The 24,591-nt window shown below is 72.8% G+C and carries 20 protein-coding genes and 2 tRNA genes; 10 read left to right on the plus strand and 12 right to left on the minus strand.

Going from position 1 to position 24,591, the window contains the following annotated elements; translation table 11 throughout:
• Positions 1 to 38: 38 nt before the first annotated feature.
• From CRP52_RS39720 to CRP52_RS20900, 3 genes are all read right to left on the minus strand, one after another.
• Positions 39 to 227: an EAL domain-containing protein gene (locus CRP52_RS39720; protein ID WP_257032746.1), complete on the minus strand. Its 189-nt coding sequence runs from the start codon at positions 225 to 227 to the stop codon at positions 39 to 41.
• Complete coding sequence (locus CRP52_RS20895; RefSeq protein ID WP_257032747.1) at positions 197 to 2,161, minus strand: putative bifunctional diguanylate cyclase/phosphodiesterase; 1,965 nt, start codon at positions 2,159 to 2,161, stop codon at positions 197 to 199. Before CRP52_RS20895 ends, CRP52_RS39720 begins: the two co-directional genes overlap by 31 nt.
• Before the next feature lie 401 nt (positions 2,162 to 2,562).
• Positions 2,563 to 2,988 carry an OsmC family protein gene (locus tag CRP52_RS20900; RefSeq protein WP_097240236.1) on the minus strand — a complete coding sequence of 142 codons (426 nt, stop codon included), beginning with the start codon at positions 2,986 to 2,988 and terminating at the stop codon, positions 2,563 to 2,565.
• Positions 2,989 to 3,261: 273 nt separating this feature from the next.
• On the opposite strand from CRP52_RS20900, the gene CRP52_RS20905 reads away from it, so the two are divergent.
• Together CRP52_RS20905 and lepB are read left to right on the plus strand one after the other, a co-directional pair.
• Positions 3,262 to 3,597, plus strand: coding sequence for a chorismate mutase (locus CRP52_RS20905; protein WP_097237792.1), 336 nt, complete (start codon positions 3,262 to 3,264; stop codon positions 3,595 to 3,597).
• A 392-nt stretch (positions 3,598 to 3,989) separates the two neighbouring features.
• On the plus strand, positions 3,990 to 4,598 hold the full coding sequence (gene lepB / locus CRP52_RS20910; protein ID WP_101948221.1) for a signal peptidase I: 609 nt from the start codon (positions 3,990 to 3,992) through the stop codon (positions 4,596 to 4,598).
• On the opposite strand, the gene CRP52_RS20915 is transcribed toward lepB, so the two are convergent.
• From CRP52_RS20915 to CRP52_RS20925, 3 genes are all read right to left on the minus strand, one after another.
• Positions 4,561 to 5,658, minus strand: coding sequence for an EamA family transporter (locus CRP52_RS20915; protein ID WP_097237794.1), 1,098 nt, complete (start codon positions 5,656 to 5,658; stop codon positions 4,561 to 4,563). The genes lepB and CRP52_RS20915 overlap by 38 nt on opposite strands.
• A 170-nt stretch (positions 5,659 to 5,828) precedes the next feature.
• Complete coding sequence (locus CRP52_RS20920; RefSeq protein WP_257032749.1) at positions 5,829 to 8,276, minus strand: transglycosylase domain-containing protein; 2,448 nt, start codon at positions 8,274 to 8,276, stop codon at positions 5,829 to 5,831.
• A 240-nt stretch (positions 8,277 to 8,516) separates the two neighbouring features.
• A tRNA-Lys gene (locus CRP52_RS20925) sits at positions 8,517 to 8,590 on the minus strand.
• 123 nt (positions 8,591 to 8,713) lie between these two features.
• On the opposite strand from CRP52_RS20925, the gene CRP52_RS20930 reads away from it, so the two are divergent.
• Positions 8,714 to 9,601 (plus strand): alpha/beta fold hydrolase, encoded by an 888-nt coding sequence (locus CRP52_RS20930; protein WP_097237795.1) that lies wholly within the window; start codon positions 8,714 to 8,716, stop codon positions 9,599 to 9,601.
• 28 nt (positions 9,602 to 9,629) lie between these two features.
• On the opposite strand, the gene CRP52_RS20935 is transcribed toward CRP52_RS20930, so the two are convergent.
• From CRP52_RS20935 to CRP52_RS20955, 5 genes are all read right to left on the minus strand, one after another.
• Entirely contained in the window at positions 9,630 to 10,289 is a 660-nt protein-coding gene (locus CRP52_RS20935; protein WP_179852867.1) for a GOLPH3/VPS74 family protein, read from the minus strand.
• 73 nt (positions 10,290 to 10,362) lie between these two features.
• Positions 10,363 to 10,436: transfer RNA gene (locus CRP52_RS20940), tRNA-Lys, on the minus strand.
• 60 nt (positions 10,437 to 10,496) lie between these two features.
• Positions 10,497 to 12,575: an ABC transporter ATP-binding protein gene (locus CRP52_RS20945; protein ID WP_097237797.1), complete on the minus strand. Its 2,079-nt coding sequence runs from the start codon at positions 12,573 to 12,575 to the stop codon at positions 10,497 to 10,499.
• Between the two features lie 70 nt (positions 12,576 to 12,645).
• The gene (locus CRP52_RS20950; protein WP_097237798.1) at positions 12,646 to 13,572 is read right to left on the minus strand and encodes an ABC transporter permease; all 927 of its coding nucleotides are present in this window, start codon (positions 13,570 to 13,572) and stop codon (positions 12,646 to 12,648) included.
• Between the two features lie 16 nt (positions 13,573 to 13,588).
• Entirely contained in the window at positions 13,589 to 14,569 is a 981-nt protein-coding gene (locus CRP52_RS20955; RefSeq protein WP_030060231.1) for an ABC transporter permease, read from the minus strand.
• Positions 14,570 to 14,904: 335 nt separating this feature from the next.
• Here CRP52_RS20955 and CRP52_RS20960 point away from each other — a divergent pair, with 335 nt between their 5' ends.
• Positions 14,905 to 16,611, plus strand: coding sequence for an ABC transporter family substrate-binding protein (locus CRP52_RS20960; protein ID WP_097237799.1), 1,707 nt, complete (start codon positions 14,905 to 14,907; stop codon positions 16,609 to 16,611).
• A 446-nt stretch (positions 16,612 to 17,057) separates the two neighbouring features.
• Positions 17,058 to 18,266 (plus strand): low temperature requirement protein A, encoded by a 1,209-nt coding sequence (locus CRP52_RS20965; protein ID WP_097237800.1) that lies wholly within the window; start codon positions 17,058 to 17,060, stop codon positions 18,264 to 18,266.
• On the opposite strand, the gene CRP52_RS20970 is transcribed toward CRP52_RS20965, so the two are convergent.
• Entirely contained in the window at positions 18,263 to 19,243 is a 981-nt protein-coding gene (locus tag CRP52_RS20970) for a LysR family transcriptional regulator (RefSeq protein ID WP_257032753.1), read from the minus strand. The genes CRP52_RS20965 and CRP52_RS20970 overlap by 4 nt on opposite strands.
• A gap of 254 nt (positions 19,244 to 19,497) precedes the next feature.
• Here CRP52_RS20970 and snpA (CRP52_RS20975) point away from each other — a divergent pair, with 254 nt between their 5' ends.
• The 5 genes from snpA (CRP52_RS20975) (at position 19,498) to CRP52_RS20995 (ending at position 24,584) form a co-directional block, all read left to right on the plus strand.
• Positions 19,498 to 20,154 (plus strand): snapalysin, encoded by a 657-nt coding sequence (gene snpA / locus CRP52_RS20975; protein WP_097237802.1) that lies wholly within the window; start codon positions 19,498 to 19,500, stop codon positions 20,152 to 20,154.
• A gap of 311 nt (positions 20,155 to 20,465) precedes the next feature.
• The gene (snpA, locus tag CRP52_RS20980; protein WP_179852868.1) at positions 20,466 to 21,092 is read left to right on the plus strand and encodes a snapalysin; all 627 of its coding nucleotides are present in this window, start codon (positions 20,466 to 20,468) and stop codon (positions 21,090 to 21,092) included.
• Positions 21,093 to 21,211: 119 nt separating this feature from the next.
• A complete protein-coding gene (locus tag CRP52_RS20985) occupies positions 21,212 to 21,871 on the plus strand; it encodes a pentapeptide repeat-containing protein (RefSeq protein WP_097237803.1) in 660 nt (219 codons plus the stop codon).
• A gap of 200 nt (positions 21,872 to 22,071) precedes the next feature.
• Positions 22,072 to 24,141 carry a phosphocholine-specific phospholipase C gene (locus tag CRP52_RS20990; RefSeq protein WP_097237804.1) on the plus strand — a complete coding sequence of 690 codons (2,070 nt, stop codon included), beginning with the start codon at positions 22,072 to 22,074 and terminating at the stop codon, positions 24,139 to 24,141.
• A 197-nt stretch (positions 24,142 to 24,338) separates the two neighbouring features.
• On the plus strand, positions 24,339 to 24,584 hold the full coding sequence (locus CRP52_RS20995) for a hypothetical protein (RefSeq protein WP_097237805.1): 246 nt from the start codon (positions 24,339 to 24,341) through the stop codon (positions 24,582 to 24,584).
• Positions 24,585 to 24,591 lie beyond the last annotated feature (7 nt).

Here is a 24,591-nt window from a genome sequence, read left to right on the forward strand (position 1 = left end):
TCCCCGTCGGCGCCGCCGGGGGCGCCCGAGCGACGCGCCTACCGCCCGTCGAGGGCGGGGCGGCCCTCGCGGAGTATGGCCGCGACGAGCGCCGCCTCGCCCGGCCGGGCGAAGTACCAGCCCTGGGCGGTGTCGCAGCCGGTGAGCCGCAGGCGTTCGGCCTGGGCGGCGCTCTCGATGCCCTCGGCCGTGACGGTCAGACCGAGGGTGTGGGCGAGCTGCACCATCGCGCCGACGATCTGCTCGTCGGCGTCGCTGCGCCGGGTACCGAGCTCGGGGCGACCGCGGCGGTCCGCCGGGTCCGCGGGGCCGGGTCGCGGAAGCCCTCGATGAAGGTGCCGTCGAGCTTGAGGACGTGCACCGGCAGCCGGGAGAGGTAGGCCAGGTTGGAGTAGCCCGTGCCGAAGTCGTCGATGGCGATCCGCACGCCCATGTCGGCGAGCGCCTGCAGGGCCTGCAGGGGGCGCCCGCCGGGGCCGAGCAGGGCGCTCTCGGTGATCTCCAACTGGAGCAGCCGGGCCGGCAGTCCGGTGCGTTCGAGGGCCCGGCCGACGTCGGCGACGACGTCGGAGTCCCAGATCTGGCGGGCGGCCAGGTTGACGCTCACGAAGGTCTCGGTGTCGGGGAACTCGGTGAGCCACTGCTGCGCCTGGCGGCAGGACTCCTCCAGCACCCACCGCCCGAGCGGCACGATCGCGCCGGACTCCTCGGCGAGCGGGATGAAGCGGTCGGGGGAGAGCGTCCCGTAGCGGGGGTGGCGCCAGCGGACCAGTGCCTCGGCGCCGTGCACCGCGCCGTCGGCCAGGCCGACCAGCGGCTGGTACTCGATGGTGAACTCGCCGCGTTCCAGGGCCGGCCGCAGCGCGGTGGTGAGCAGTTGCCGGGTGAGCTGGTGGGCACCGCGGTCCGGGTCGTAGAGGGTCCAGCGGGCGCGGCCGTCGGCCTTGGACCAGTAGAGCGTGGCGTCGGCGTCCTTGACCAGGTCGGTCGGGGTGGTCTCGTGCACGGACCGCTCGACCACGCCCACGCTGGCGGTGATCACCAGCCGGTGCCCGGCGACGTCGAAGGGACGTTCCAGCGCCTCCAGGATCCGGCCGGCCAACCCGGTCAGCTGTTCGCTGCCCAGGCTGTCGGTGACCAGGACGGCGAACTCGTCGCCGCCCATCCGGGCGACCAGGTGGGCGTCGTGCCCGGAGAACGCGCGCCGCAGCCGGGTGGCGACGGCGATCAGCAGCTGGTCGCCGATGTGGTGGCCGAGAGCCTCGTTGATCGCGGCGAAGCCGTCGAGGTCCAGGTAGCAGACGCCGACCCGGCGTCCGTCGCCGGTGGCCGGGCCCGACCCGGGTTCCTCGGTCACCGCGAGGCAGGCGGCGTCGAGCCGTTCGAAGAAGAAGGTGCGGTTGGGCAGCCGGGTCAGCGGGTCGTGCAGGGCCTGGTACTCCAGGCGGTCGCCGAGCCGGCGCTGCTCGGTGAGGTCCTCCACCAGGGCGAGGGTGTAGAGCGGTTGCCCGGCGCCGTCCCGGATCAGCGAGAAGGTGACCTTGCTCCAGACCTCGTGGCCCTCGCGGTGCTTGAGCCGTTTCTCCACGCGGAACCGTTCCCGCTCCCCGTGGACGAGTTCGGCGAAGAGCCGGTCCGGCATGCCCTCCGGGTCGATGAGCTCGTACAGCCGGGTGCGGACCAGTTCGCCGACGCTCCGTCCGATCAGGGCGGCGAAGGCGGGGTTGACCTCGATGATCCGGTCCTCGGGGTCGATCAGGGCCATCCCGATGACCGCGTCGCAGAAGGCGGCCCGGAACCGGGACTCGCTGGCCCGCAGGGCGGCCAGCATCCGGTCGGTGCCCCCGCCCGTGGAACCGCCCCCGCCCGTGGAACCGCCCCCGCCCGCCGGACCGCCTCCGCCGTCCTGTTCCGAGCCGGGCCCGCCGTCCTCCGTACCGCTTCCCTCGGCCCGGCCCCGGTGCGTGCCGTCGGTGAGTGGGGCCGAACAGGTGGGGCAGAGCAGCACCTCGGACTCCTGCAGCGTCCGCCAGGCGCCGAGGGCGGTGACGGATCCCGCGGCCGGGCCGGGGAACGGCGCGCCGAGGTGGCGCTGGTGTGGTGTCTCCTCGTGCCGCACGCCCGGGTGGTGTGCGTCGGCCCCCTCGTTCTGGCCCGGCACGGCATGCTCCCGTCCGCTGCTGACGCTTGACGATGGTCCGGCCGGTGAGTCGGGATCCGACGACCGGCTCCGCACTCTGTCGAGGTCCTCGGAGTCGGTCCGCTGCGGGACGCCCGCCGTGGGGCGTTGTCGCGCGGGGACCCGCGTGAAGAACAGGGCGCTGCGGCCGATCATAGGCCGCGACGACAACGCGCGGTGACCGCCGCGAGGGTGATTCGCCCCGCTTTGTGATCATGGATGGCGGTACGGGCGGACGCCCCCGGTGCACATCGGATGATGTGCGCCAGGGGCGTGTGCGCCGAAGCTGCGCCCCCGGGCGCTGGTTGCGCGCCGGGAGCGGCCGGGGGTTCAGGGCTGCCGGATGGGCTGCCGGAGGGTCAGGAGAACGGTCATGCGGACGCTCAGGCGAGGTTGGCCGTGAGGGTGATGGTGGTGCCGGTCAGGGCCTGGCTGACCGGGCAGTTGGCCTTGGCGTCCTCGGCGGCCTTCACGAAGCCCTCCTGGTCGAGGCCTGGCACGTTGCCGGTGACGGTCAGGTGGATGCCGGTGATGCCCTCGCCGGGCTGGAAGGTGACGTCGGCCTGGGTGTCCAGTGCGGTGGGCGGGGTGCCGGCGCGGGTCAGTCCGTTCGACAGGGCCATCGAGAAGCAGGCCGAGTGGGCGCCGGCGATCAGTTCCTCCGGGCTGGTCTTGCCGTTGGGCTGCTCGGCGCGGGCCGGCCAGGACACCGGGAACGTGCCGATCCCGGACGAGGCGAAGGTCGTCTCGCCCTGCCCGTGGATGAGGTCGCCCTTCCAGGCCGTACGGGCGGTGCGGGTGGTTGCCACGATCGGTACCTCCATAACTGGGGGACAGCTGAGCGGTCACTTCCGGTCATGCACGCACCAGCCTACGGGCAGCCCCGTCCGCGACCGCGGTGTCACGCCGGGCCGGACGGCGTGGTGGCGTCGGGTTCCGGGGCGGCGGTTCGGGGGTGTCCGGATCGTGGACGGATCCGTGCGACGGTGCGGGTCCCGAGCAGGGGCCCTGTTAGATTTGCCCGGGCCCGAGCCCGGCCGCCCTATGGTCGGGCGCCCACCCAGACACCGGGAGCCGCCCCGATGACGGACCACTCCACGACCCCTGACGCCGGCCAGTCCGAGGGGATCGACGACGCCGTACGGGCGGAGCTGACCAGCCTGCGCGAGAGCATCGACAACATCGACGCCGCGGTGGTCCACATGCTGGCCGAGCGTTTCAAGGCGACCCAGCGGGTCGGCCGGCTCAAGGCCGAGCACAAGCTGCCGCCGGCCGACCCGGCGCGCGAGCGGGACCAGATCAAGCGGCTCCGGGAGCTGGCCGCCGGAGCGAAGCTGGATCCGGTCTTCGCGGAGAAGTTCCTGAACTTCATCATCGCCGAGGTCATCCGCCACCACGAGGCCATCGCCCGCGCCTGACGGACAAGCGGCAGAGACGGGCCGACCGGAACGGACCGGCGGCGAACCGAGCAGGCGCCCCCGCGCAGAGGCCCGGATGTCGGTGGCGGCTAAATGCCCGATTTCGTCATGCTCCACGGTTGGCGTACCGTGCAGGTTTCCCCAGCCGGAGAGGTGGAGCAGCGACGATGGCGGTGAACCTGCCCGAAACGCCCAGCGAAACGTCCGGCGGAACCCCCGGTGAAACGTCCGGTGAAACGTCCGGCGGAACCCCCGGCGGCCGGGCCGAGGCCAGGCGACGGGCCCGCGGTTCGCGCGCCCGCCGCGCAGGCGGGCCGGGCCGTACGGGCAGGGCAGGCCGTACCGGCCGGACGAGCCGCCGCCCGCGGCCGTGGTGGATCGAGCTGCCGGTGATGGCCGCGGTCGGCCTGGTGGTCGCGCTGCTGATCAAGACCTGTCTGTTCCAGGTGTTCTCCATCCCCTCCGGTTCGATGGAGAACACCCTGCGGATCGGCGACCGGGTCGGCGTGAACAAGCTGGCGCCGCTGACCGGCTGGGAGCCGGAGCCGGGGCAGCCGGTGGTGTTCAAGGACCCGGGCGGCTGGCTGCCGCCGCAGCCCACCGACCCGAACCCGTTCACCAACGCGGTGAGCTCGGTGCTCAGCTTCGTCGGGCTGGTGCCGCCGAAGGACGACAACTACCTGGTCAAGCGGGTCATCGCGACCGGCGGCCAGACCGTGCAGTGCGAGGGCACCACCCTGACCGTCGACGGGCGGAAGGTGAACGAGCCGTACCTGCACCCCGGTGACGACTCCTGCGCGGGCCTGGACTTCGGGCCGGTGAAGGTGCCCTCGGGCTACGTCTGGGTCGAGGGCGACCACCGCAGCGACTCGGCGGACTCCCGCTACCACCAGCGCGGCCCCGGCGGTGGCGCGGTGCCGGTGGGCAACGTGGTCGGCCCGGTGTCGGCCGTCGTGTGGCCGCTCAATCACCTCGACTGGTTCGGCTGGACCGGCCGCTGACCCCGCGCTCGGCGGCCACCCGCTCGCGGGTGCCGTTCGCGTCCTCCGGATCCGGGAGGCCGGTCGCCCCGGTCGCCCCGGCCCACGCAGTCCCTTCCGGGCCCACCTCCGCCGCCGGCTTGCTCGGCTCCGCCGCCGGCTTGCTCGCCTGCGCCGCGAAGGCCCCGGCCAGCACCAGCAGGCCGCCCGCGATCTGTGGGAGCCCCAGGTGCTCGCCGAGCAGCACCCAGGCCAGCACGGTGGCGACGATCGCCTCCAGGTTGGCCACCACCCCGGCGACCGGCGGGGAGAGGTGGCCGACGGCGACCACTCCGGTGAGGTAGGCCAGCACGGTCGCGACCAGGACCATCCAGGCGGCCGGGACGAACGCGGGCAGGCTGTGCCCGTTCATCACCACGTCGCCGCCGAGCAGGCTCCAGTCGGCCTGCCAGGGCCGGGTGACGGCGGTGAGCAGGACGGCGCCGATGAGCAGCCCGTACGCGCTGACGGCCAGCGGGTCCACGGGGCGCTCGCCCCGGCGGCCGGCGTCGGCGAGCACGAAGTAGCCGACCTGGCAGCAGGCCGCGCCGAGGGCGAAGAGCACGCCGAGGGCGTCGAAGCTCAGGCCGTTCCAGGCCTCGACCACGCAGGCGAGGCCGGCCACCGCGACGCCGGCGCCGATGGCCGCGCCCCGGGTGATCGGCTTGCGCTGGACGAACTTGACGTAGCCGATCAGCAGCGGCGGCCCGAGGTACTCGATGAGCAGGGCCACGCCGACGGGTATGCGGGAGATCGCCGCGAAGTAGCAGGCCTGGACGCCGGCCACGGCGAGCAGGCCGAAGCCGAGGAGCAGGCCGGGGCGGCGCAGTACGGCGTCCCGGTGCCGGTAGGCGATCGGCAGGAGGGCGACGGCCGCGCCGGTGACCCGCAGCCACACCACGTGCATCGGGGAGAGCCCGGCTTCGATCAGCGGTTTGGCCGCGGTGCCGGAGCCGCCGAAGGCGAAGGCGGAGACCAGGGCGAGACCGAGGCCGAGGGTTCTGCCCGAGGGGAGGGTGGGTGAGGCCGTTGATCTGTGCACCGACGCATTGTGACAGTCATACCGGCGCTTCTGTAAGGCGCCATTCCGTCATTTGGTCCTGCATCCAACTGTGCGCAACGGCGTACTCACCCCACCCGGGAAAACCCCGGACAGCCCCGGATCAGCCCCGGGCAGCCCCGGACAGCCCCCGATCAGCCCCCCACCCCCGATCAGCCCCCCACCCCCGCGAGCGAGTCCGTCCCGCCCGTGGGCTGGGTGGTCGGCTGCGTGGTCGGGACCGTCGTCGGCTGGGTGGTCGGCGTCGGCTTGGGGGTGGGCCGGGTGGTCGGCTTGGTGGTGGGCTGGATGGTCGGCTGGCCGGTCGGGGGAGCGGTCGGTGCCGTGGTCGCCCCGCCGCCGCCGTACGGCGGGTTGGTGCCGGCGCCGGAACCGTCGCCCGGAGTGGTGGCACCGCTGCTCGGGCCGCCGGTGGCCGCGCCCGCCGACGGGGTGGCGCTGGGCGTGGTCGGGGCGGTCGGCAGGTCGGTGGCGTCCGAGGTGTCGCCGTCGGCCGGGGTCGGGAAGTCGCTGGTCGGCTGGCCCTTGAGCGCGGCCTTCATGTAGGCGGTCCAGATCTGCGCCGGGAACTGGCCGCCCGCCGCGCCGTCGATGCCGCCGACGCCGCTCAGGCTGACCTGGGCGCCGGTGCCCGGGTCCTGGCCGAACAGCGCGACCGAGGTGACCAGCTCGGGGGTGTAGCCGACGAACCAGACCGACTTCTGGTCGTCGGTGGTGCCGGTCTTGCCCGCCACCGGGCGGCCCAGCGCCTTCGCTCGCCAGCCGGTGCCGCCCGGGTCGCTCACCACGCCCTGGAGCATCGAGGTGACCTGGTTGGCGGTGTCCGCGCTGATCGCCTGGGTGGTCTTGTGCGCGGGCAGCGCCATGGCCTCGCCCTCGCGGTCCACCGACTGCACCAGCCACGGGGTGATCTGCTTGCCGCCGTTGTCCAGCGTGGCGTACACGCCCGCCATGTCGAGCACGCTCGGGGTGGCCGCGCCCAGCGGGATGGACGGCACCGGGTCGAGCCCCGGGGTGTTGCCGGGCAGGCCCAGCGCGATGCCGGTGTCCTTGACCTTCTGCAGCCCGGTGTCCTGCGCGAGCTGCGCGAACGCCGAGTTCACCGACCAGTCGATGGCCTGCTGCAGGGTGATCTGGCCGTAGCTCTTGTCGCCCTCGTTCGGCGGCGCGTACGGGGTGCCCTTGCCGCCGCGGACCTTCCGGCCGCTGGTGCCGTCGTAGACGGTGCGCGGGGTGACGGTGCGGCCGTCCTGGGTCTTGGCGCCGTTCTCGAACGCGGCGGCCAGGGCGATCGCCTTGAAGGTCGAACCGGCCTGGTAGTCGCGCCGGGTCGCGTTGTCCACGTAGTGCTTCACGTAGTCGACGCCGCCGTACAGGGCGACGATCGCGCCGGTCTTCGGGTCCACGGAGACGGCGCCGGCCTGGGCGGCCGCGTCCTTCTTCCGCTTGTCCGGGTTCAGGGTGTCGTGCAGCTGCGCCTGGACCGAGTCCTGCAGAGCCTGCTGGCGGCCCGGGTCGATGCTCAGCTTGATCGTGTAGCCGCCCTTGGCCAGCTCGGTCTCGTTGATGACGCCGTTCCCGGTGAGGTACTGGGTGGCCGCGTCGACCAGGTAGCCGGCCTGGCCGGACAGGCCCGGGTTGGGCTGCGGGTCCCGGACGTCCGGGAAGGTGGTCGTGGCCCGCTCCTCGGCGGAGAGCAAGCCCTCCTTGACCATGCCGTCCAGCACGTAGTTCCAGCGGTTGACGGCGTTCTGCTTGCCCGCTGCGGTCGCGGTGGCCACGTCGTAGGCGCTCGGCGCGTTCAGCAGGGTGGCCAGGTAGGCGCCCTGTGCGGGGTTGAGCGCCGAGGCGTCGATGCCGAAGTAAGCCTGGGCGGCGGCCTGGATGCCGTAGGCGCCGCGGCCGTAGTAGGAGGTGTTCAGGTAGCCGGAGAGGATGTCGTCCTTGCTCTCGGTGGCGTCCACCTTGATCGCGATGAAGAGTTCCTTCACCTTGCGGGTGATCGACTGCTTCTGGTTCAGGTACGTGTTCTTCACGTACTGCTGCGTGATCGTGGAGCCGCCCTGGGTTCCCTCGCCCTTGGCGGTGTTGACGGCCGCCCGGGCCAGGCCCTGGACGTTGACCGCGCCCTCGTTGTAGAAGTTCCGGTCCTCGGCGGCCAGCGCGGCGTGCTGGGCGGCGGGGGAGACCTTGTCCAGGGTGACGTTCTGCCGGTTGGTCTGGCCGGTGCGGGTGATCACCGAGCCGTCCGCGTAGAGCCAGGTGTTGCTCTGCGCGGTCGCGGCGGCGTGCGCGTCCGGGACCTTCACCAGCGCGATCCCCAGCGCGAACAGGCCGACGCCGAGCAGCAGCGCCGAGGCGAAGCCGAGCAGGGTCATCCGCCAGGTGGGTATCAGCCGGCGCCAGCCGGTGCGCTTCGGACGGCGCGCCTTCCCGCCGCCGGAGCCGCCGGAGCCGCCGGATCCGCCGGATCCGCCGGAGAAGCTGGAGAAGCCGGAGCCGCCGGACGTTCCCACCGTGCCGGCGGGGCGCTTGAGCCGCTTGACCGGCCGGAGACTGATCGACGGCGTGCGACGGCCGCTCTGGGCATTTCGGGACAAAGCGCGGCCTTTCCTGCGGGCGGACCGAAGCAGCCTGCATGGGCGGGAGACATCGGCGTGGGGGGAGAACGGCGGTTGGGGACCTTTGTCCCGATTCCGGTTCTACTGCCCTGGACGACCAGGGCGGGCCGGATGGCTCCGGCGGAGCGCCAATCGAGACCGACATCACACACAAATCGGACTTCGAGGGCCAAAAAATCGGGGAGCCCCTCGCTGCTGCGAGAGGCTCCCCGGTGTCTGTGCGCCGCCAGGGACTCGAACCCCGGACCCGCTGATTAAGAGTCAGCTGCTCTAACCAACTGAGCTAGCGGCGCCTGCTGACCTGGAAAACAATACACGGTCCCGAGGGGTGCCTCGAACCGCCTCCGGCTGTCGCTGCCTGATCTACCCCTTTCCTCCCGGTTGGGGTGGAGGTCGCCGCTGGTTAGGGTGGAACCGTGCCCAGCCCCCAGCCAGGACACCCCGCCGCCAGGGCGCGCTTCCTGCGCATCGACGGCGTCCCGCTGCACGTCCGCACCGAGGGCAGCGGCCCGCTCTGCCTGCTCTCCGGCGGCCTCGGCTGCAGCTGGTTCGACTGGGACCTGGTCGTCCCCTTCCTCACGCCCTTCCGCAGCGTGGTCCGCTTCGACCGGCCCGGCTACGGGCTGAGCGCCGCCGAGCCCGCCGGCGACCGGCCCGCCCCGACGGCGGCCGGCGAGGCCGACCGGATCCGGGCGGTGCTGGACGGCCTCGGGCTGCGCGAGCCCTGCACGGTCGTCGGGCACTCGCTGGCCGGCTTCCACGTCGAGGCCTTCGCCCGGCTGCACCCCGAGCGGACCGCCGGGCTGGTCCTGGTCGACGGCAGCGTCGAGCCGGCGGCCCGGCCGCACCCCGCGCCCGGGGCGCGCGACCTGGCGGCCAGGGCGGTGGCCGGCGCCGCGACCGCCCTCGCCGTGCCCTACCTGCTCGGCCCGACGGCCCGCCGGGTGGCGGCCCGGCTGGCCACCGTCCGCCACGAGGACCTCGCCCCGAAGCCGCTGGTCCGGCACTGCTACCGCACCGGCCGGGCGCTGCGGGCGCTGCTGCGGGAGAACGCGCGCTACCTCGACCTGGCGGCCGAGCTGGACGACCTGCGGCGCACCCGGCCGCTGCCCGAGGACCTGCCGGTCACCGTGCTGGCCGCCGACGACGGCTGCCGCACCCGGCGCACCGAGACCCGGCTGGCCGAGCAGCGGGAACTCGCGGCGCTGCTCGGCGCCGACTTCCGCACCACCGCCCCGGCCGGGCACCTGGTGATGTTCGACCGTCCGGACGCGGTGGCCTCGGCCGTGCTCGACACCCGCTGAGCCCCGGGCCGGTCCGGGGGCTCAGCCGTCAACTGCTCATCGCCCGCCTCCGCCGGGCCACGGCCCGGCTCACGGCCGCCGGGACGGGCAGGCTGCGGGCGAGCCGGCGCACGGCGCGGCGGGCCGGCTCGCCCTCCGCGCCCCGGTACAGCCGGCGCTCCAGCCCGGCCGCCCCGATCAGCCCGGCCAGCTGGTGGTCCCGCTGCTCCGCCGGGGTGGTCGGGCCGGAGTCGGCGGTCCGGGCCAGCGTCGCCGCCACCCGCTCGGCGATCAGTGCCCCGGTGTTCGGCCGGACGGCGGTCCACCGGCGGCGGGGCAGCCCGAGGAAACCGGGGGTGCGGACGGTGAGCACGCCCTGGTCGGTCAGCCGGTCCAGGTAGCGCCGAGGGGCGTTGCGGTACCGGAGCTCGCCCAGTGCGTGGTCGAGGGTGGTCCGGTGACGGCTCCCGCCCGCCCGGTCCAGTTCGGTCAGCACCCTGGCGGCGAGCTCGTCGTGGTCGTCCAGTGGCCGGAACGCGGTGATCCGGCGGTCCTCGACGGTGATCGTGCCCGTCAGCTGCAGCTCGGCGAGGACGGCGCCCGCGACCGCCGTCGGGAAGGTGGTCGGGGATCGCAGGCGCCCGGTGGCCGGATCGGCGCAGAGCAGCAGCAGTTCCTCGGCCAGCGGGCGGGGGTCGGAGGAGGTCATGGCGAGAAGGTCTACCCGCTCCGGAAACGCCTCAGGCCGCCCACCGGAGTGGACGGCCTGAGATCTTGCCATGTGCGCCGCCAGGGACTCGAACCCCGGACCCGCTGATTAAGAGTCAGCTGCTCTAACCAACTGAGCTAGCGGCGCCTGCTGACGTCGAAGACATTACACGGCGCCGACCCGATCCACCGAATCGTATTCGGCCAATTACGTGCTGTGACCGTGCGCAGGCGGCTCCGGGTGGTGGCAGGCCGCCTGGTGGTCCGTCCCGGGCGGGCCGTCGAGAGCGGGCCGCTCCTGTTCGCAGCGCGCCCGGTCCGCCGGGGCGGTGAGCCCGGCGTAGCGCGGGCAGCGGGCACGGAAGGGGCAGCCGGTGCGGCGTTCGGTGGGGGAGGGCGGGTCGCCGGCGAGCAGGATGCGGTCGCGGGCGCGTTCGGCGGCGGGGTCGGGGAGCGGGACGGCGGAGAGCAGGGCGCGGGTGTACGGGTGCCGGGGGCGGTCGAAGACGGCGGAGACCTCGCCCTGTTCGACGGTCCGGCCGAGGTACATCACGCTGACCCGGTCGGCGAGGTGCCGGATGACCGAGAGGTCGTGCGAGACGAACAGGTAGGAGAGTCCGAGTTCCGTCTTGAGGGACTGCAGCAGGTTGAGCACGCCGGCCTGGATGGAGACGTCCAGGGCGGAGACCGGTTCGTCCAGCACCAGCAGCTTCGGCCGGACGGCGAGGGCCCGGGCGATCGAGACGCGCTGGCGCTGGCCGCCGGAGAACTGGTGCGGGTAGCGGACGGCGTGCTCGGGGTCGAGACCGACCTGGCGCAGCAGTTCGGGCACCCGGCGGGCGATCTCCTCGCGCGGGGTGTGCTGGGCGAGCAGGGGTTCGGCGACGATGTCGCCGATCGGCATCCGCGGGTCGAGGCTGGCCATCGGGTCCTGGAAGACGATCTGCAGTTCGGCGCGGAGCCGGTGGGCCTCGGCGCGGGTGAGCTTCGCGGTGTCCCGGCCGAGGAGTTCGATCCGGCCGGTCTCGGGGGCGCCGAGCTTCAGCAGTTCGAACAGCGTGGTGGACTTGCCGGAGCCGGACTCGCCGACCAGGCCGAGGGTCTCGCCCTCGCGCAGGTCCAGGTCGACGCCGTCGACCGCGTACACCTCGCCGACCTTGCGCTTGAAGACCGTGCCCTTGAGGAGCGGAAACGTTTTGCCGAGGCCGTTGACCGTCAGCACCGGTGCCAGGGCGGAGCGGTCGCCGGAGTCGGCGCGGGCGGGCAGCAGCGGGACGGGGTAGACCTCGGACGGCGCGGGCCGCCGCTCGGCGAGCTCCGCCGACCGTACGCACGCCGCCAGGTGGCCGTCCGCGCCCTCCAGGGCGGGCTCCGCCACCGAGCAACGCTCCTCGGCCAGCGGGCAGCGCGCCGCGAACGGGCAGCCCGGCGGCAGCTCGGCCATCGGGGCCGGGGCGCCGGGGATCGGCACCAGCGGGCCGCCGTGCCCGTCCAGCCGGGGCAGCGCGCCGATCAGGCCGAGCGAGTACGGGTGGCGCGGCGCCGCGAACAACTCGTCCACCTCGGCGGTCTCGACCACCCGCCCCGCGTACATCACCGCGACCCGGTCGGCCGTCCCGGCGATCACCCCGAGGTCGTGGCTGACCAGGACGAGGGCCGCACCGGTCTCCTGCCGGGCGGTCCGCAGCACGTCCAGCACCTGGGCCTGGATGGTGACGTCGAGCGCGGTGGTGGGCTCGTCGGCGAGCAGGATGTCGGGCTCGTTGGCGACGGCCATGGCGATCATCGCGCGCTGGCGCATGCCGCCGGAGAACTCGTGCGGGAAGCTGTCCAGGGCCCGGTCGGGTGCCGGGATGCCGACCAGGTCGAGGAGTTCGGCGGCCCGGCGGCGCGCGGCGGCCTTGTCCACCCGCTGGTGGATGCGGACCGCCTCGGCGATCTGGTCGCCGATCCGGTAGACCGGGGTGAAGGCCGAGAGCGGGTCCTGGAAGACCATGGCGATCCGGCGGCCGCGGATCGCCGCGAGCTCCTTGCCCGGCAGCCCGACCAGCTCCCGCCCGTCCAACTGCACCGATCCGCCGACCCGGGCCGTGCCGGGCAGCAGCCCGAGCACGGACAGCGCGGTGACGGACTTGCCGGAGCCGGACTCGCCGACGATGCCGAGGGTCTCGCCGCGGTGCAGGGTGAGGTCCACCCCGCGGACGGCGGGGACCGGACCGTCGGGCCCGGCGAAGTCCACCCGCAGGTCCCGGACGGCGAGCAGAGGCGTTTCGACGGTGGTGGTCACGGGCGGGGCTTCCTGGGGGAACGGGCGGTGGCGGTCACGGGGCGGCGCTTCCTGTGGGAGAGGGTGGTGGTCACGGGCGGCGCTTGCGGCGGGAACGGCGGGGCCGGGCCCCGGAGGTGGGATCGAGGGCGTCGCGCAGCCCGTCCCCGATCAGGTTGACGGCGAGGACGAACAGCACCAGCAGGCCGGCGGCGAAGTAGAACAGCCAGGGGAACACCGGGGCTTCGCTGGTCCCGGCGGCGAGCAGGGTGCCGAGCGAGACGTCCGGCGGCTTGACTCCGAAGCCGAAGTAGGAGAGCGCGGTCTCGCTCATCACGGCGCCGCCGACCGCGATGGTGGCGTCGATGATGAGGAAGGAGGCGACGTTCGGCAGGATGTGCCGGCTGATGATCCGCAGCGGTCGTACGCCCATGAACCGTGCGGCGCGCACGAATTCGCGTTCGCGCAGGGAGATGGTCATCGAGCGGACCACTCGGGCGGTGATCATCCAGTTGAACAGCGCGAGCAGCAGCACGAAGGCGATCCAGCCGGCGCTCTTCAGCCGGGCCGAGACGATGGTGATGATCAGGAACGAGGGGAAGACCAGCAGCAGGTCGACCAGGAACATCAGCACGCGGTCGGTCCAGCCGCCGAAGTAGCCGGCGCAGGCGCCGACCACGGAGGCCAGCGCGGTGGAGAACAGCGCCACCAGCAAGCCGATGATCAGCGACTTCTGCAGCCCGCGGACGGTCTGCGCGAACACGTCCTGGCCGACCCCGTTGGTGCCGAACCAGTGTGCGGCGGAGGGGGGTTGGTGCAGCGCGGAGAAGTCGGGCGTGGCGTAGTCCCAGGGCGTGAGGTACGGCCCGCCGAAGGCGAGCGCGAACAGCAGCAGGACGGCGACGGCCCCGGCGACGGCTCCGCGGGCGGCGAGCAGCCGGGCGAGGACGAGTCGTCCGCGGCCGTCGGCCCGGGGTGCGGTGGTCGAGGGGGAGGCCTCGGCGACGGTGGTGGTCATCTCGAAGGTCTCCCGGTCAGGACCGCACGCGCGGGTCGAGGGCGGCGTGCAGGGTGTCGGCGAGGAAGCCGGAGGCGAGGACGACGGCGGCGGTGAACAGGTTGATCGCCACCACCGAGTTGACGTCCTGTTCGTTGATCGACTGGATCAGCCACTCGCCCATGCCGTGCCAGCCGAAGATCGTCTCGGTGAAGATCGCGCCGGTGAAGATGCCCAGGAAGCTGTAGGCGAACATGGTCGACATCGGGATCACGGCGGTGCGCAGGCCGTGCTTGAGCAGCGCCCGTCCGCGGGTGAGGCCCTTGGCCTCGGCGGTGCGCAGGTAGTCGGAGCCGAGCACGTCGAGCATGGTGCCGCGCTGGTAGCGGCTGTAGGTGGCGAGGCCGCCCAGGGCCAGCGAAATGGTGGGCAGCAGCAGGTGCAGCGCCCAGTCGGCCAGGTGGGTGCCGAGGCCGCCGGTGAGCCCGGGGGTCTCGTAGCCGGTGAACGGGATCACGTCGTGGCCGGCCGCGTCCTTGGCGGCGATGGCGCCGTTCTTGAGGAACAGCGCGACCAGGAAGACCGGGGTGGAGAGCAGCACGAAGGACAGTACGGTGAGCAGCCGGTCGGAGATCCGGTACTGGCGGACGGCACTCCACGCGCCGACGGCGACGCCGAGGAGCATGCCGAGCACGCTGCCGAGCAGCAGCAGCCGCAGGGAGACCCAGACCCGGCGGCCGAAGTCGTCGGTGACCGGGGTGTCGTGGATGGTCCGGCCGAGGTCGCCGTGCAGCAGTCCGCCGGCCCAGTGGCCGAAGCGCTCGGCGACCGGGGTGCGGTCGTTCAGGTTGAGCGCGGTGAGCTGGCGCTCGACCGATTCGGCGGACGGGCGGGGGACCTTGGCGTCGAAGTAGGTGCGCGGCTGCAGGGCGGTCGCGGATATCGCGTACGCCAGGAAGACGGCGGCGATCAGCAGCACCGCGTAGTAGCTCAGCCGCTTCGCCAGGTAGCGGAGCATCAACGGCCGCCCGGGGTGGTGGCTCGGCCGAAGCGTCTGGTGGGCATCGGGTGGTGGCTTTCGGTCGGGGCCCGGTCAGGGCATCAGATGGCACGGGTAGCAGGGGAGTTCGGGAAACCGCAGGTCAGAGTGAAGCACCGTGGCACAGCCGGGGTATTGCGGCCGTGTTGCCGCGTGTGACTTTTGGATCAGGTGTGCGCTCCTCCCCCTGGTGGCGGATCTGATCCGCTGTTACGTTCTGCTCGCCCGGTGCCGACTTGGCTGCCCACGCTCAAGCCTCGCCACACCTCGCGCGGCACAACTCCCGTACCGAAGACCTCACCAGGGGGACCCTCATGGACGCTTCCACCACGGCCCGCCGGCTCGGCCGGGCGGCCGCCCTCGCCGTCGCCGTCGCGCTCGCGGTCACCGCGTGCACCTCGGGCGGGGGTGGCTCGGCCGGCGACGTGGCCAAGAGCGAGCCACCGAGACAGGACTCCCAGGACATCAACGCCAAGTCCCTGGACCAGATCAAGGACGGTGGCGAGGTGCGCTTCGCCCTGGACCAGTGGATCACCCAGTGGAACCCGCTCCAGGTGGACGGCGGTTCCTACACCGACACGGTGAACCTGGTCCGCGCCCTGGAACCCTCGCTGTTCAGCACCGACGCCTCCGGCACCTTCCGGGCGAACCCGGACTACCTGGTGGAGGCCAAGGTCACCTCGACCTCGCCGCAGGTGATCACGTACAAGCTGAACCCCAAGGCCAAGTGGTCGGACGGCAAGCCGCTGAGCTACCTGGACTTCAAGGCCGACTGGCAGACGAGCAACGGCAAGGACCCGGCGTACAACGGCTACGACCCGTCCGGCTACGAACTGATCTCCTCCGTCGAGCAGGGCGCCGACCCGACCGAGGTGAAGGTCACCTTCTCGGAGCCGTACGCGGACTGGCAGAACCTGTTCCGCCCGTTGGTCCCCGCGGCCGGCATCTCCACCCCGGACGACTTCAACAAGGGCTGGGTGGAGAAGGTCCCGATCACCGCGGGTGCGCTGAAGATCGGCGTGGCGGACAAGACCGCGCAGACCATCACCTTCGTCCCGGACCCGGCCTGGTGGGGCACCCGGGCCAAGGCAGACAAGATCACCTTCCGGGTGATGGACAAGGCCGCGAGCATCCAGGCCTACCTCAACAACGAGATCGACCTCGCCTCGGCCGGCACCGCCACCGCGTACGGGCAGCTCAAGAACGCCAAGGACACCGTGATCCGGGCCGCCAGCCCCTGGGACGAGGTGCACATCTCCTTCGGTGGCACCGGTGCGCTGGCCGACCAGCGGGTGCGCCAGGCGCTCGGCAAGGCGATCGACCGCTCGGCACTGATCAAGATCGCCAACAACGGGGTGCCGGTGGAGTTCAAGCCGCTCGGCAACCACATCATCATGCCCAACCAGGCCGGCTACCAGGACAATTCCGGCGACTGGGCCAAGTTCGACCTGGCCGCGGCGAAGAAGCTGCTGGACGAGGCCGGCTGGAAGGAGTCCGGCAGCGGCCAGCCGCGCACCAAGGACGGCCGGCCGCTGGAGCTGCACTGGGTGCTCAGCGACGGCACCGCGCAGGCCCAGCTCGACCTCGCCACCGCGGCGGCGGCGATGTGGCAGACGGCCGGTGTCAAGGTCGACCTGGACAAGGTGGCCGCCAACGACTACTTCGCCAAGTACGTGACCCCGGGCAAGTTCGACATCGCGAGCTGGCGCAACACCGACTCCTTCCCGAACTCCAAGAGCCTCGCCAACTTCCGCCTGCCGGTGGGCGACAACACCTTCAGCAACCCGTCCCGGCTGGGCACCGCGGAGATCGACGGCCTGCTGAAGCAGGCGGCCGGGACGGTCGACCCGGTGGAGGCCGCGAAGCTCTACAACCAGGCGGACGCGAAGATCTGGGAGCTCGGCCACACCGTCGAGCTCTACCAGCGGCCCGCCGTGGTGGCGGTGCGCAAGGGCCTCGCCAACTACGGCGCCTTCGGCCTCGCCCAGGAGGACTACAGCAAGGTCGGCTGGGAGAAGTAGCGGCCGCGGCCGCCACCGGGACGGCCGCACGGCAGGCGCTGGCGAGCAGCGCGGTGATCACGAGGCCGGTGGCGCGGACAGGGGAAGGTCGGCTCCGCCGCCCCCGCTGTCCCGCCACCCGCCTTGACCTTCCGCGTTGCCCGCAGGCCGCCCGTGTCATGGGCCCCGCAGGGGCCTCGCTCCTCCAACCGGGACGAATCTAGCGGCGGGTTCCGGCCGTCCGGGGCGCAGCGCGCGGGGCGCGCCCGGAAACCTGCCGGGCTGTCACCCGGTTCGCGCACCGCGGCGTCAACTGCGGCTGACGGCAAGGAGAAAAGGGACATACCGGGGCCATCGCGGCCCGGGGGCCGTACGGGCTCCCGGGCCGCGCCGGTGCGTGCGCCGGGCCCGGGCCACTGCCAGGATGCGTCGGACGACCAGCCCCTTCCGACCCCGGAGCAGCTCCGATGGCCAGTGATCCCGCCGCCGCGGCACCCCGCACGCGCCACGTCGACCCGCCGCCGGTGCGCCGGATGGTCCCGCGCGACCGCCACGAGCCGCACCGGGTCGCCACCCCGCTGGAACTCTTCTTCGACCTCTGCTTCGTGGTCGCGGTCGGCCAGGCGGGGCGCGAACTGGCCCACTCCCTCGCCGCCGGGCACTACGGGGAGGGCCTGCGCGGCTACGTGCTGGCCTTCTTCGCGATCTGGTGGGCCTGGATGAACTTCACCTGGTTCGCCTCCGCCTACGACTGCGACGACGTGCCGTACCGGGTCACCACGCTGGTGCAGATCGCCGGGGTGCTGATCCTCGCCGCCGGGGTGCCGCGGCTGTTCGCCACCCAGGACATGGCGCTGTCGATCACCGGGTACGTGGTGATGCGCCTGGCGATGGTGACCCAGTGGCTGCGCGCGGCGGCCGGCGAGCAGGGCGAGGCACGCCGGGTCGCGCTGCGCTACGCGCTGGGGATCGCCCTCTGCCAGGTCGGCTGGGTGGTCGTGCTGTTCCTGCCGCACGGCGCCCGGCCGTACGTCCTCCCGATCGGCGTGCTGTGCGAGCTCGCCGTGCCGGTGATCGCCGAGCTGCGGACGCAGACCTCCTGGCACCCGCACCACATCGCCGAGCGGTACGGGCTGTTCACCCTGATCGTGCTGGGCGAGACGGTGGCGGCGGCGACCGTCGCCGTGCAGTCCGCGGTGGACGAGCACGAGGAGCTGGGCCGGCTGGTGCCGGTGGCCATCGGCGGCCTGCTGATCTGCTTCGCGGCCTGGTGGATCTACTTCGCCCGGCCCGTCCACGAGCACCTGCGCTCCAACCGGCAGGCCTTCGCCTGGGGTTACGGGCACTACCTGGTGTTCGGCTCGGCGGCGGCGATCGGCGCCGGGCTGGAGGTGGCGGTGGAGTCGACCGTGCACAAGGCGGAGATCTCCGAGCGGGCCGCCACCGCCACGGTCACCGTGCCCACGGCGCTCTACCTGGTCACGGTCTGGTTCCTGCACTCCCGGCACACCAAGCGGGGCGCGGTCGCCCAGGCCTTGGCGCCGGCGGGCGCCGTCCTGGTACTGGCCTGCACCGCGCTCGGCGGCCCCGGGGTGCTCGCCGCGGGCCTGGTCTGCGCGCTGATGGTGGCGGCGGGAGTGCTGGTCCACAGCCGGGAGAGCCGGACCTCGGTCTAGGAACCAGCCCGCCCCAGCAGCACCGGTTGGTGCCGCGCCAGCCAGGCCAGGTAGGCCGGGTTGACCCTGGCCAGATCCAGGTAGGCGGCGCGCAGTTCGCCGTACAGCGCGTCCAGTGCGGGCGGGCTGAGCGCACGCGGGCGCCAGGTGAACAGCAGCCGGACGGCCAGCGGATCCCCGTGCACCGGCCGGACGACGGTGCCGGGCCCGGGCGGTGCGGTCGGCTGGCAGGGGCGGACGGCCTCGCCGGAGGCGACCAGCTCGGCGGCGGTGGCGTTGTCCCGCACCTGCAGCACCCGGGGATTGAGCCCGGCCTCGCTGAACGCCCGGCGCATCGCCGCGTACTCGTGGTCGGCGGTCGGGTCGACCATCCAGGTGTCCCCGCCGAGGTCGGCGAGGTGGACGACCGGGCGGGCGGCGGCCGGGTGCCCGGCGGCGAGTTCGACGAACTGCGGCTCGCGGTCCATCAGCACCCGCTGCTCGGCGTCGGCCGGCACTCGCAGCGGGAAGCCTTCGCTCTCGTGCACGAAGGCCACGTCCAGCTGGTCGGCGGCGACCATCCGCAGCAGCGCGCTGGCGGAGATGTCCACGTGGAGGGTGGTGTCGGTGTCCGGCAGCCGCTCGTGCACCCGGCGCAGCCAGGCCGCGACCGCCCGGCTGCCGACGCTGCCGATGCGCAGCCGGCGCTGCCGGCCCGCCCCGGTGGCGTCGCGGGCCTCCTGACGGGCGGCGGCCACCAGCGCGGCCATCTCGGTGATCACGGGCCGGGCGCGGGAGAGCACCGAGTGGCCGAGCGCGGTCGGCCGGCTGCCGGTCTGCTCGCGGGTGAACAGGGTGCCGCCGATGGCCCGTTCGATGCGGTGCAGCTGGGTGGTGAGAGAGGGCTGGGTCATGCCGAGTTGGAGCGCGGCCTTGCGGAGGCTGCCGGTGTCGGCGATGGCGCACAGCACCCGGAGGTGTCTCACGTCGAGCTCCACGTCCGGAGCATAGACGCAGCCGAGCCGTCTCGCCAAGGACATGACAGGCAATCAAGGCTCCGTCACGGAGCGCTCCACGTGCCGCCACAGGCCGCCACGCGCTGCCGCCGGTATGCGGCGGTGCTATCGCGGGTTGACATCATCCGCGGCGGGCCCGCCCGGGTCGAAGCTCTGGGACATCACCCGTTGACCAGGTGTCCCCCAGGGCCGGCCCCCAACCGGCCACGGCACCACAGGAATCGGAGCACCCCCACATGAAGCGATCCGTGCTGTCCGCCACCCTCGGCCTCGCCCTCGCGGCCGGCCTCGCGGTGCTGCCCGTCACCACCGCCGCCGCGGCCGCACCGGCCGCGCCCGCCGCCGCGGCCGCCCCGGGCTACACCGCCTCGACGTACGCCGGCTCGGCCGCCCAGGCCGCGAACAACCGGGCCTTCTTCCAGGCCGTGGTGGCCTCGGTCAAGGCCAAGCGGGCCGCCAACCCGTGGCTGCAGACCGTCACCGTCACCTACGACACCGGCAACGCGCCCTCCTTCGCCGGCCAGATAGCCAGCGCCGCGCAGATCTGGAACAGCTCGGTGCGCAACGTCCGACTCCAGGAGACCGGCGGCAACGGCGACTTCTCGTACTACGAGGGCAGCGACAGCCAGGGCTCCTACGCCAGCACCGACGGGCACGGCCACGGCTACGTCTTCCTCGACTACCAGCAGAACCAGGAATACGACTCGGTGCGCGTCACCACCCACGAAACCGGCCATGTGCTCGGCCTGCCCGACGACTACTCCGGCCCGTGCAGCGAGCTGATGTCCGGCGGCGGCCCCGGCCCCTCCTGCACCAACCCCTACCCCGACGCCAACGAGCGCAGCCAGGTCGACTACCTCTGGGCGAACGGCCTCGCGGCGGCGAACCGGTAAGCAACGCAGCGGAGTTCGGGCACGGCAGGCCGCTCGGCCGGAATCGAGCGGCCCGCCGCTCCGGGTACTTCCCCGCTCGGGAGCCTAGCCGCCCCCGGAACGGAATGCCAGGGGCACGGTTGGGTCAAGGCGAGGAAAAGGCGACCCAAAGCGGCGGGGCGGCCCGGGTATTGCACGGAGCTATCGCGGGTTGACATCATCCGCGCGCCCGCCGGGCTGCCCGAAGCTCTGGGACATCACCCGTTGACCAGGTGTCCCCCAGGGCCGGCCCCCAACCGGCCACGGCACCACAGGAATCGGAGCACCCCCACATGAAGCGATCCGTGCTGTCCGCCACCCTCGGCCTCGCCCTCGCGGCCGGCCTCGCCGTGCTGCCCGTCACCACCGCCGCCGCGGCCGCACCGGCTGCTCCGGCCGCCCCGGGCTACACCGCCTCGACGTACGCCGGCTCGGCCGCGGAGACCGCGGACAACCAGGCCTTCTTCCAGGCCGTGATGGCCTCCGCCAAGGCCAAGCAGGCCGCCAACCCGGGCCTGGCCACCGTCGTGGTCACCTACGACGCCAGCTCCGCCCCGACCTTCCGCACCCAGATAGCCAGCGCCGCGCAGATCTGGAACAGCTCGGTCAGTAACGTCCAGCTGCGCTCCGGCTCGGCCGCCGACTTCTCGTACTACGAGGGCAACGACAGCCGCGGCTCCTACGCCAGCACCGACGGGCACGGGCGCGGCTACATCTTCCTCGACTACCAGCAGAACCGGCAGTACAACTCGGTCCGGGTGACGGCCCACGAGACCGGCCACGTGCTCGGCCTGCCCGACCACTACTCCGGCCCGTGCAGCGAGCTGATGTCCGGCGGCGGCCCGGGCACCTCCTGCACCAACCCCTACCCGAACAGCACCGAGCGCAGCCGCGTCAACTCCCTGTGGGCGCGCGGCTGATCCACCGCCGAACCCCCGGCCCGGCCGCACCCGTTGCGGCCGGGCCGCAACGGGTGCGCCGCCGGATTGTCGGTACCCCGTGGGAGCATGCGGGCGACACCCGTCCGAAAGGTTCCGCCATGCTCCGCTCCGCCCCCGACCGGCTCACCGACCTGCCGTACGCCGAGGTGCTGAGCCCGCACACCGGGCCGCTGCGCAGCGACGCGCGCTACGACACCGCGCACTTCGACGGCGGCGAGCACACCGACGAGTCGGGCGCCGGCGCGGCCTTCCTGGAGTGCGCGTTCACCGGCGTCGCACTCAGCGGGGTCAAGCTGCGCCAGGCCCGCTTCAACGAGGTGTGGGTGCACGCCGGCCGCTGGGTGACCTGCGACCTCAGCGACTCCGAGTGGCAGGACAGCGCCTTCGTCGGCGGCGTGCTGGCCGGGATCGCCGCGTACGGTTCGGCGCTGCGCCGGGTGGTGTTCCGCGGCTGCAAGCTGGAGGCGGTCAACCTGCGGGCGGCCGTCCTGCGGGACGTGGTCTTCGAGGACTGCCTGCTGCGCGACGTGGACTTCGGCGAGGCGAAGCTGACCGGGGTGTCCTTCCCCGGCTCGACGCTGGAGGAGGTCCGGCTGCGCGGGGCCGCCCTGAGCAAGACCGACCTGCGCGGCGCCGTCCGGCTCGGCCTGGCCGACGGCCACCAGGGGCTGCGCGGGGCGGTGATCAGCTCCACCCAACTGCTGGAGCTGGCCCCGCAGTTCGCGCAGGCGCTGGGGATCGAGGTGAAGGACCGCTGACCGCCTGCCCGCTCCGTCCCTCCCCGGCGTTTCCGTCCTGCGTTCAGCCCGGCGTCGTTCGGTGACTCCCGGACGAACAGTCCGCCAAACCTGGTGCACGCATCTGGTGGCCCGCTCCGTGCGCGCTGGAGACTTCTCCCCGATCGAGTGAGCCCCGACTTGTGTACACAACATCGCCAGTGAAGGGACGGGTTGGGCTGATGGCCGAGCTGAGTCGCAGGAAGTTCGTCACGCTGTCCGGGGCCGCCGCGGCCGGTCTCGCCGTCGCCGGGACCGGCGCCGCGGGGGCCGCCCCCGGAGCCGCGGCCGCCACCGCCTCCACCACCGCACTCACCACGACCGGCACCATCACCGACGTGCGGCACGTGGTGATCCTGATGCAGGAGAACCGCAGCTTCGACCACTACTTCGGCATGCTGCGCGGCGTGCGCGGCTTCGCCGACCGCAGCGCCATCCAGATCGCCGGCGGCTACAGCGTCTTCAACCAGCCCAACGGCCTGCTCTCCCGCCAGTACCCGTGGCAGTTCAGCCTCACCAAGCCGGCCGGCGGCGCCGACCCCGAGCGCCTCGCCCAGTGCAACGGGGACCTCTCGCACGGCTGGAGCGACCAGCACAGCGCCTGGAACAGCGGCAAGCTGGACAACTGGGTCGCCGCCAAGGGCAACGTCCGCACCCTCGGCTTCCTCACCCGCCAGGACATCCCGTTCCACTACGCGCTGGCCGAGAACTGGACCATCTGCGACGCCTACCACTGCTCGGTGCTCAGCGCGACCGGCCCCAACCGCACCTACCACTGGTCCGGCCAGATCGACCCCTCCGGCGCCGCGGGCGGCCCGGCCTACGACGGCGGCGACGAGAAGGGCCTGCGCTGGCAGACCTACGCCGAGGCGCTGGAGAACGCCGGGGTCAGCTGGAAGGTGTACCAGAACGCCGCCGACAACTACGGTGACAACGCCCTGGCCTACTTCAGCCAGTTCTCCGGCGCCCCGGCCGGCAGCCCGCTGGCCGTCAAGGGCATGGGCTCGGTGCCCAAGGTCACCGGCCGGACCCCGGACGACATCGTCGCCGCGATCAAGGCCGACGTGCTGAACGGCACCCTCCCGCAGGTGAGCTGGATCGTCCCCGACCAGGGTTCCTCCGAGCACCCGTACGCCACCCCGGCCGACGGCGCGCACTTCGTCCACAACGTGATCGACGCGCTCAACGCGGACCCGAACGTCTTCGACTCCTCCGTCCTGTTCATCAACTACGACGAGAACGACGGCTTCTTCGACCACGTCCCGCCGCCGGTCGCCCCGGCCGGCACCCCGGGCGAGTTCTACAACGGCACCAGCATCGGCCTCGGCTTCCGCGTCCCGATGCTCACGATCTCGCCCTGGACCCGCGGTGGCTGGGTCAACTCCGAGACCTTCGACCACACCTCGGTGCTGCGCTTCCTGGAGACCTGGACGTCCGCCCTCGGCACGCCCGCGCAGTGCGTGAACATCAGCGACTGGCGCCGCCGCGTCTGCGGCGACCTCACCAGCGTGTTCGACTTCGCCAACCCGGTGTACGGCCTGCCCGCACTGCCCGACACCTCCCAGACCATCGGCCTGTCCACCTGCGGCCCGCTGCCCAACCCGGCCCCGGTGAACAACCAGCTCCCGCTGCAGGAGTCCGGCACCCGGCCGGCCCGCGCCCTGCCCTACCAGCCGAACGCCAACCTGGACCACCTGGAGTTCGGCTCGGCCGGGGTGATGAAGGTCTGGATCGGCATGGCCAACGGGGGCAGCAAGACCTCGCACTTCGCCGCCTACGCCAACGCCTACCGCAGCGGCGGCCCCTGGCAGTACACGGTGGACCCGGGCGGCAGCACCAGCGACTTCTTCAACTGCGGCACCGGCTTCGGCGGCGGCCCCTACGACCTCTCGGTGGTCGGCCCCAACCGCTTCCTGCGCCGCTTCAAGGGCGATGCGACGAAGGCGGGCAAGAACGCCGCCGTCACCGCCTCGTACGCCGTCGAGCCGGGAACGGGCAAGCTCGCGGTGTACTTCAAGCTGGCCAACAACGGCAGCACGCCGATGACCTTCACCATCGCGTCGAACAACTACCGCACGGACGGTCCCTGGACCTACCAGGTCCCGGCCGGCGGCAGCGTCACCGACTACTTCAACGCCGTCGCCTACACCAACGGCTGGTACGACTTCACCGTGACGGTCGACGCGGACGCCGGCTGGTCCCAGCGCTTCACCGGCCACCTGGAGACGGGCGCGCCCAGCGTCAGCGGCTGACCGGGAGGACTCAGGCGTACGGGCCCCGCGGAAACCACGAATCGTGGACCTCGCGGGGCCCGTGCGCCTGCGGGAGCGCCCCGGCTACGGCCCGGGGCGCGTTCGGCAGGGACCGAAGGCTCAAGGTGCGTCCCTCCGGGCCCGGTGTGAGAGTGGGGGCAGCCCGGTATCCCGACATTCCCTCCGGAGGAGGAGTCATGGGCATCTTCGACAGGCTGTTCCACCGGCCCCCGCACCACGAGGCCACCGGCGAGGACGCCGCCCAGCGGGCCGCCCTCGCCCACGACGAGGCCGCCGACGCCTTCGGCGACGACGTCGAGCGCTCCCGCTCGCTGCAGGAGCAGCTGGCCCAGGAGCGGCTGGCTCAGGAGCAACTCTCCCAGGCGGAGGCCGACCGGCGGGCCGCCGAGAACATGACCGCAGAGGGAGACCCCTGGGACTGACCCCCGG

Source organism: Streptomyces sp. 1331.2, assembly GCF_900199205.1.
Classification (GTDB): Bacteria; Actinomycetota; Actinomycetes; order Streptomycetales; family Streptomycetaceae; genus Kitasatospora.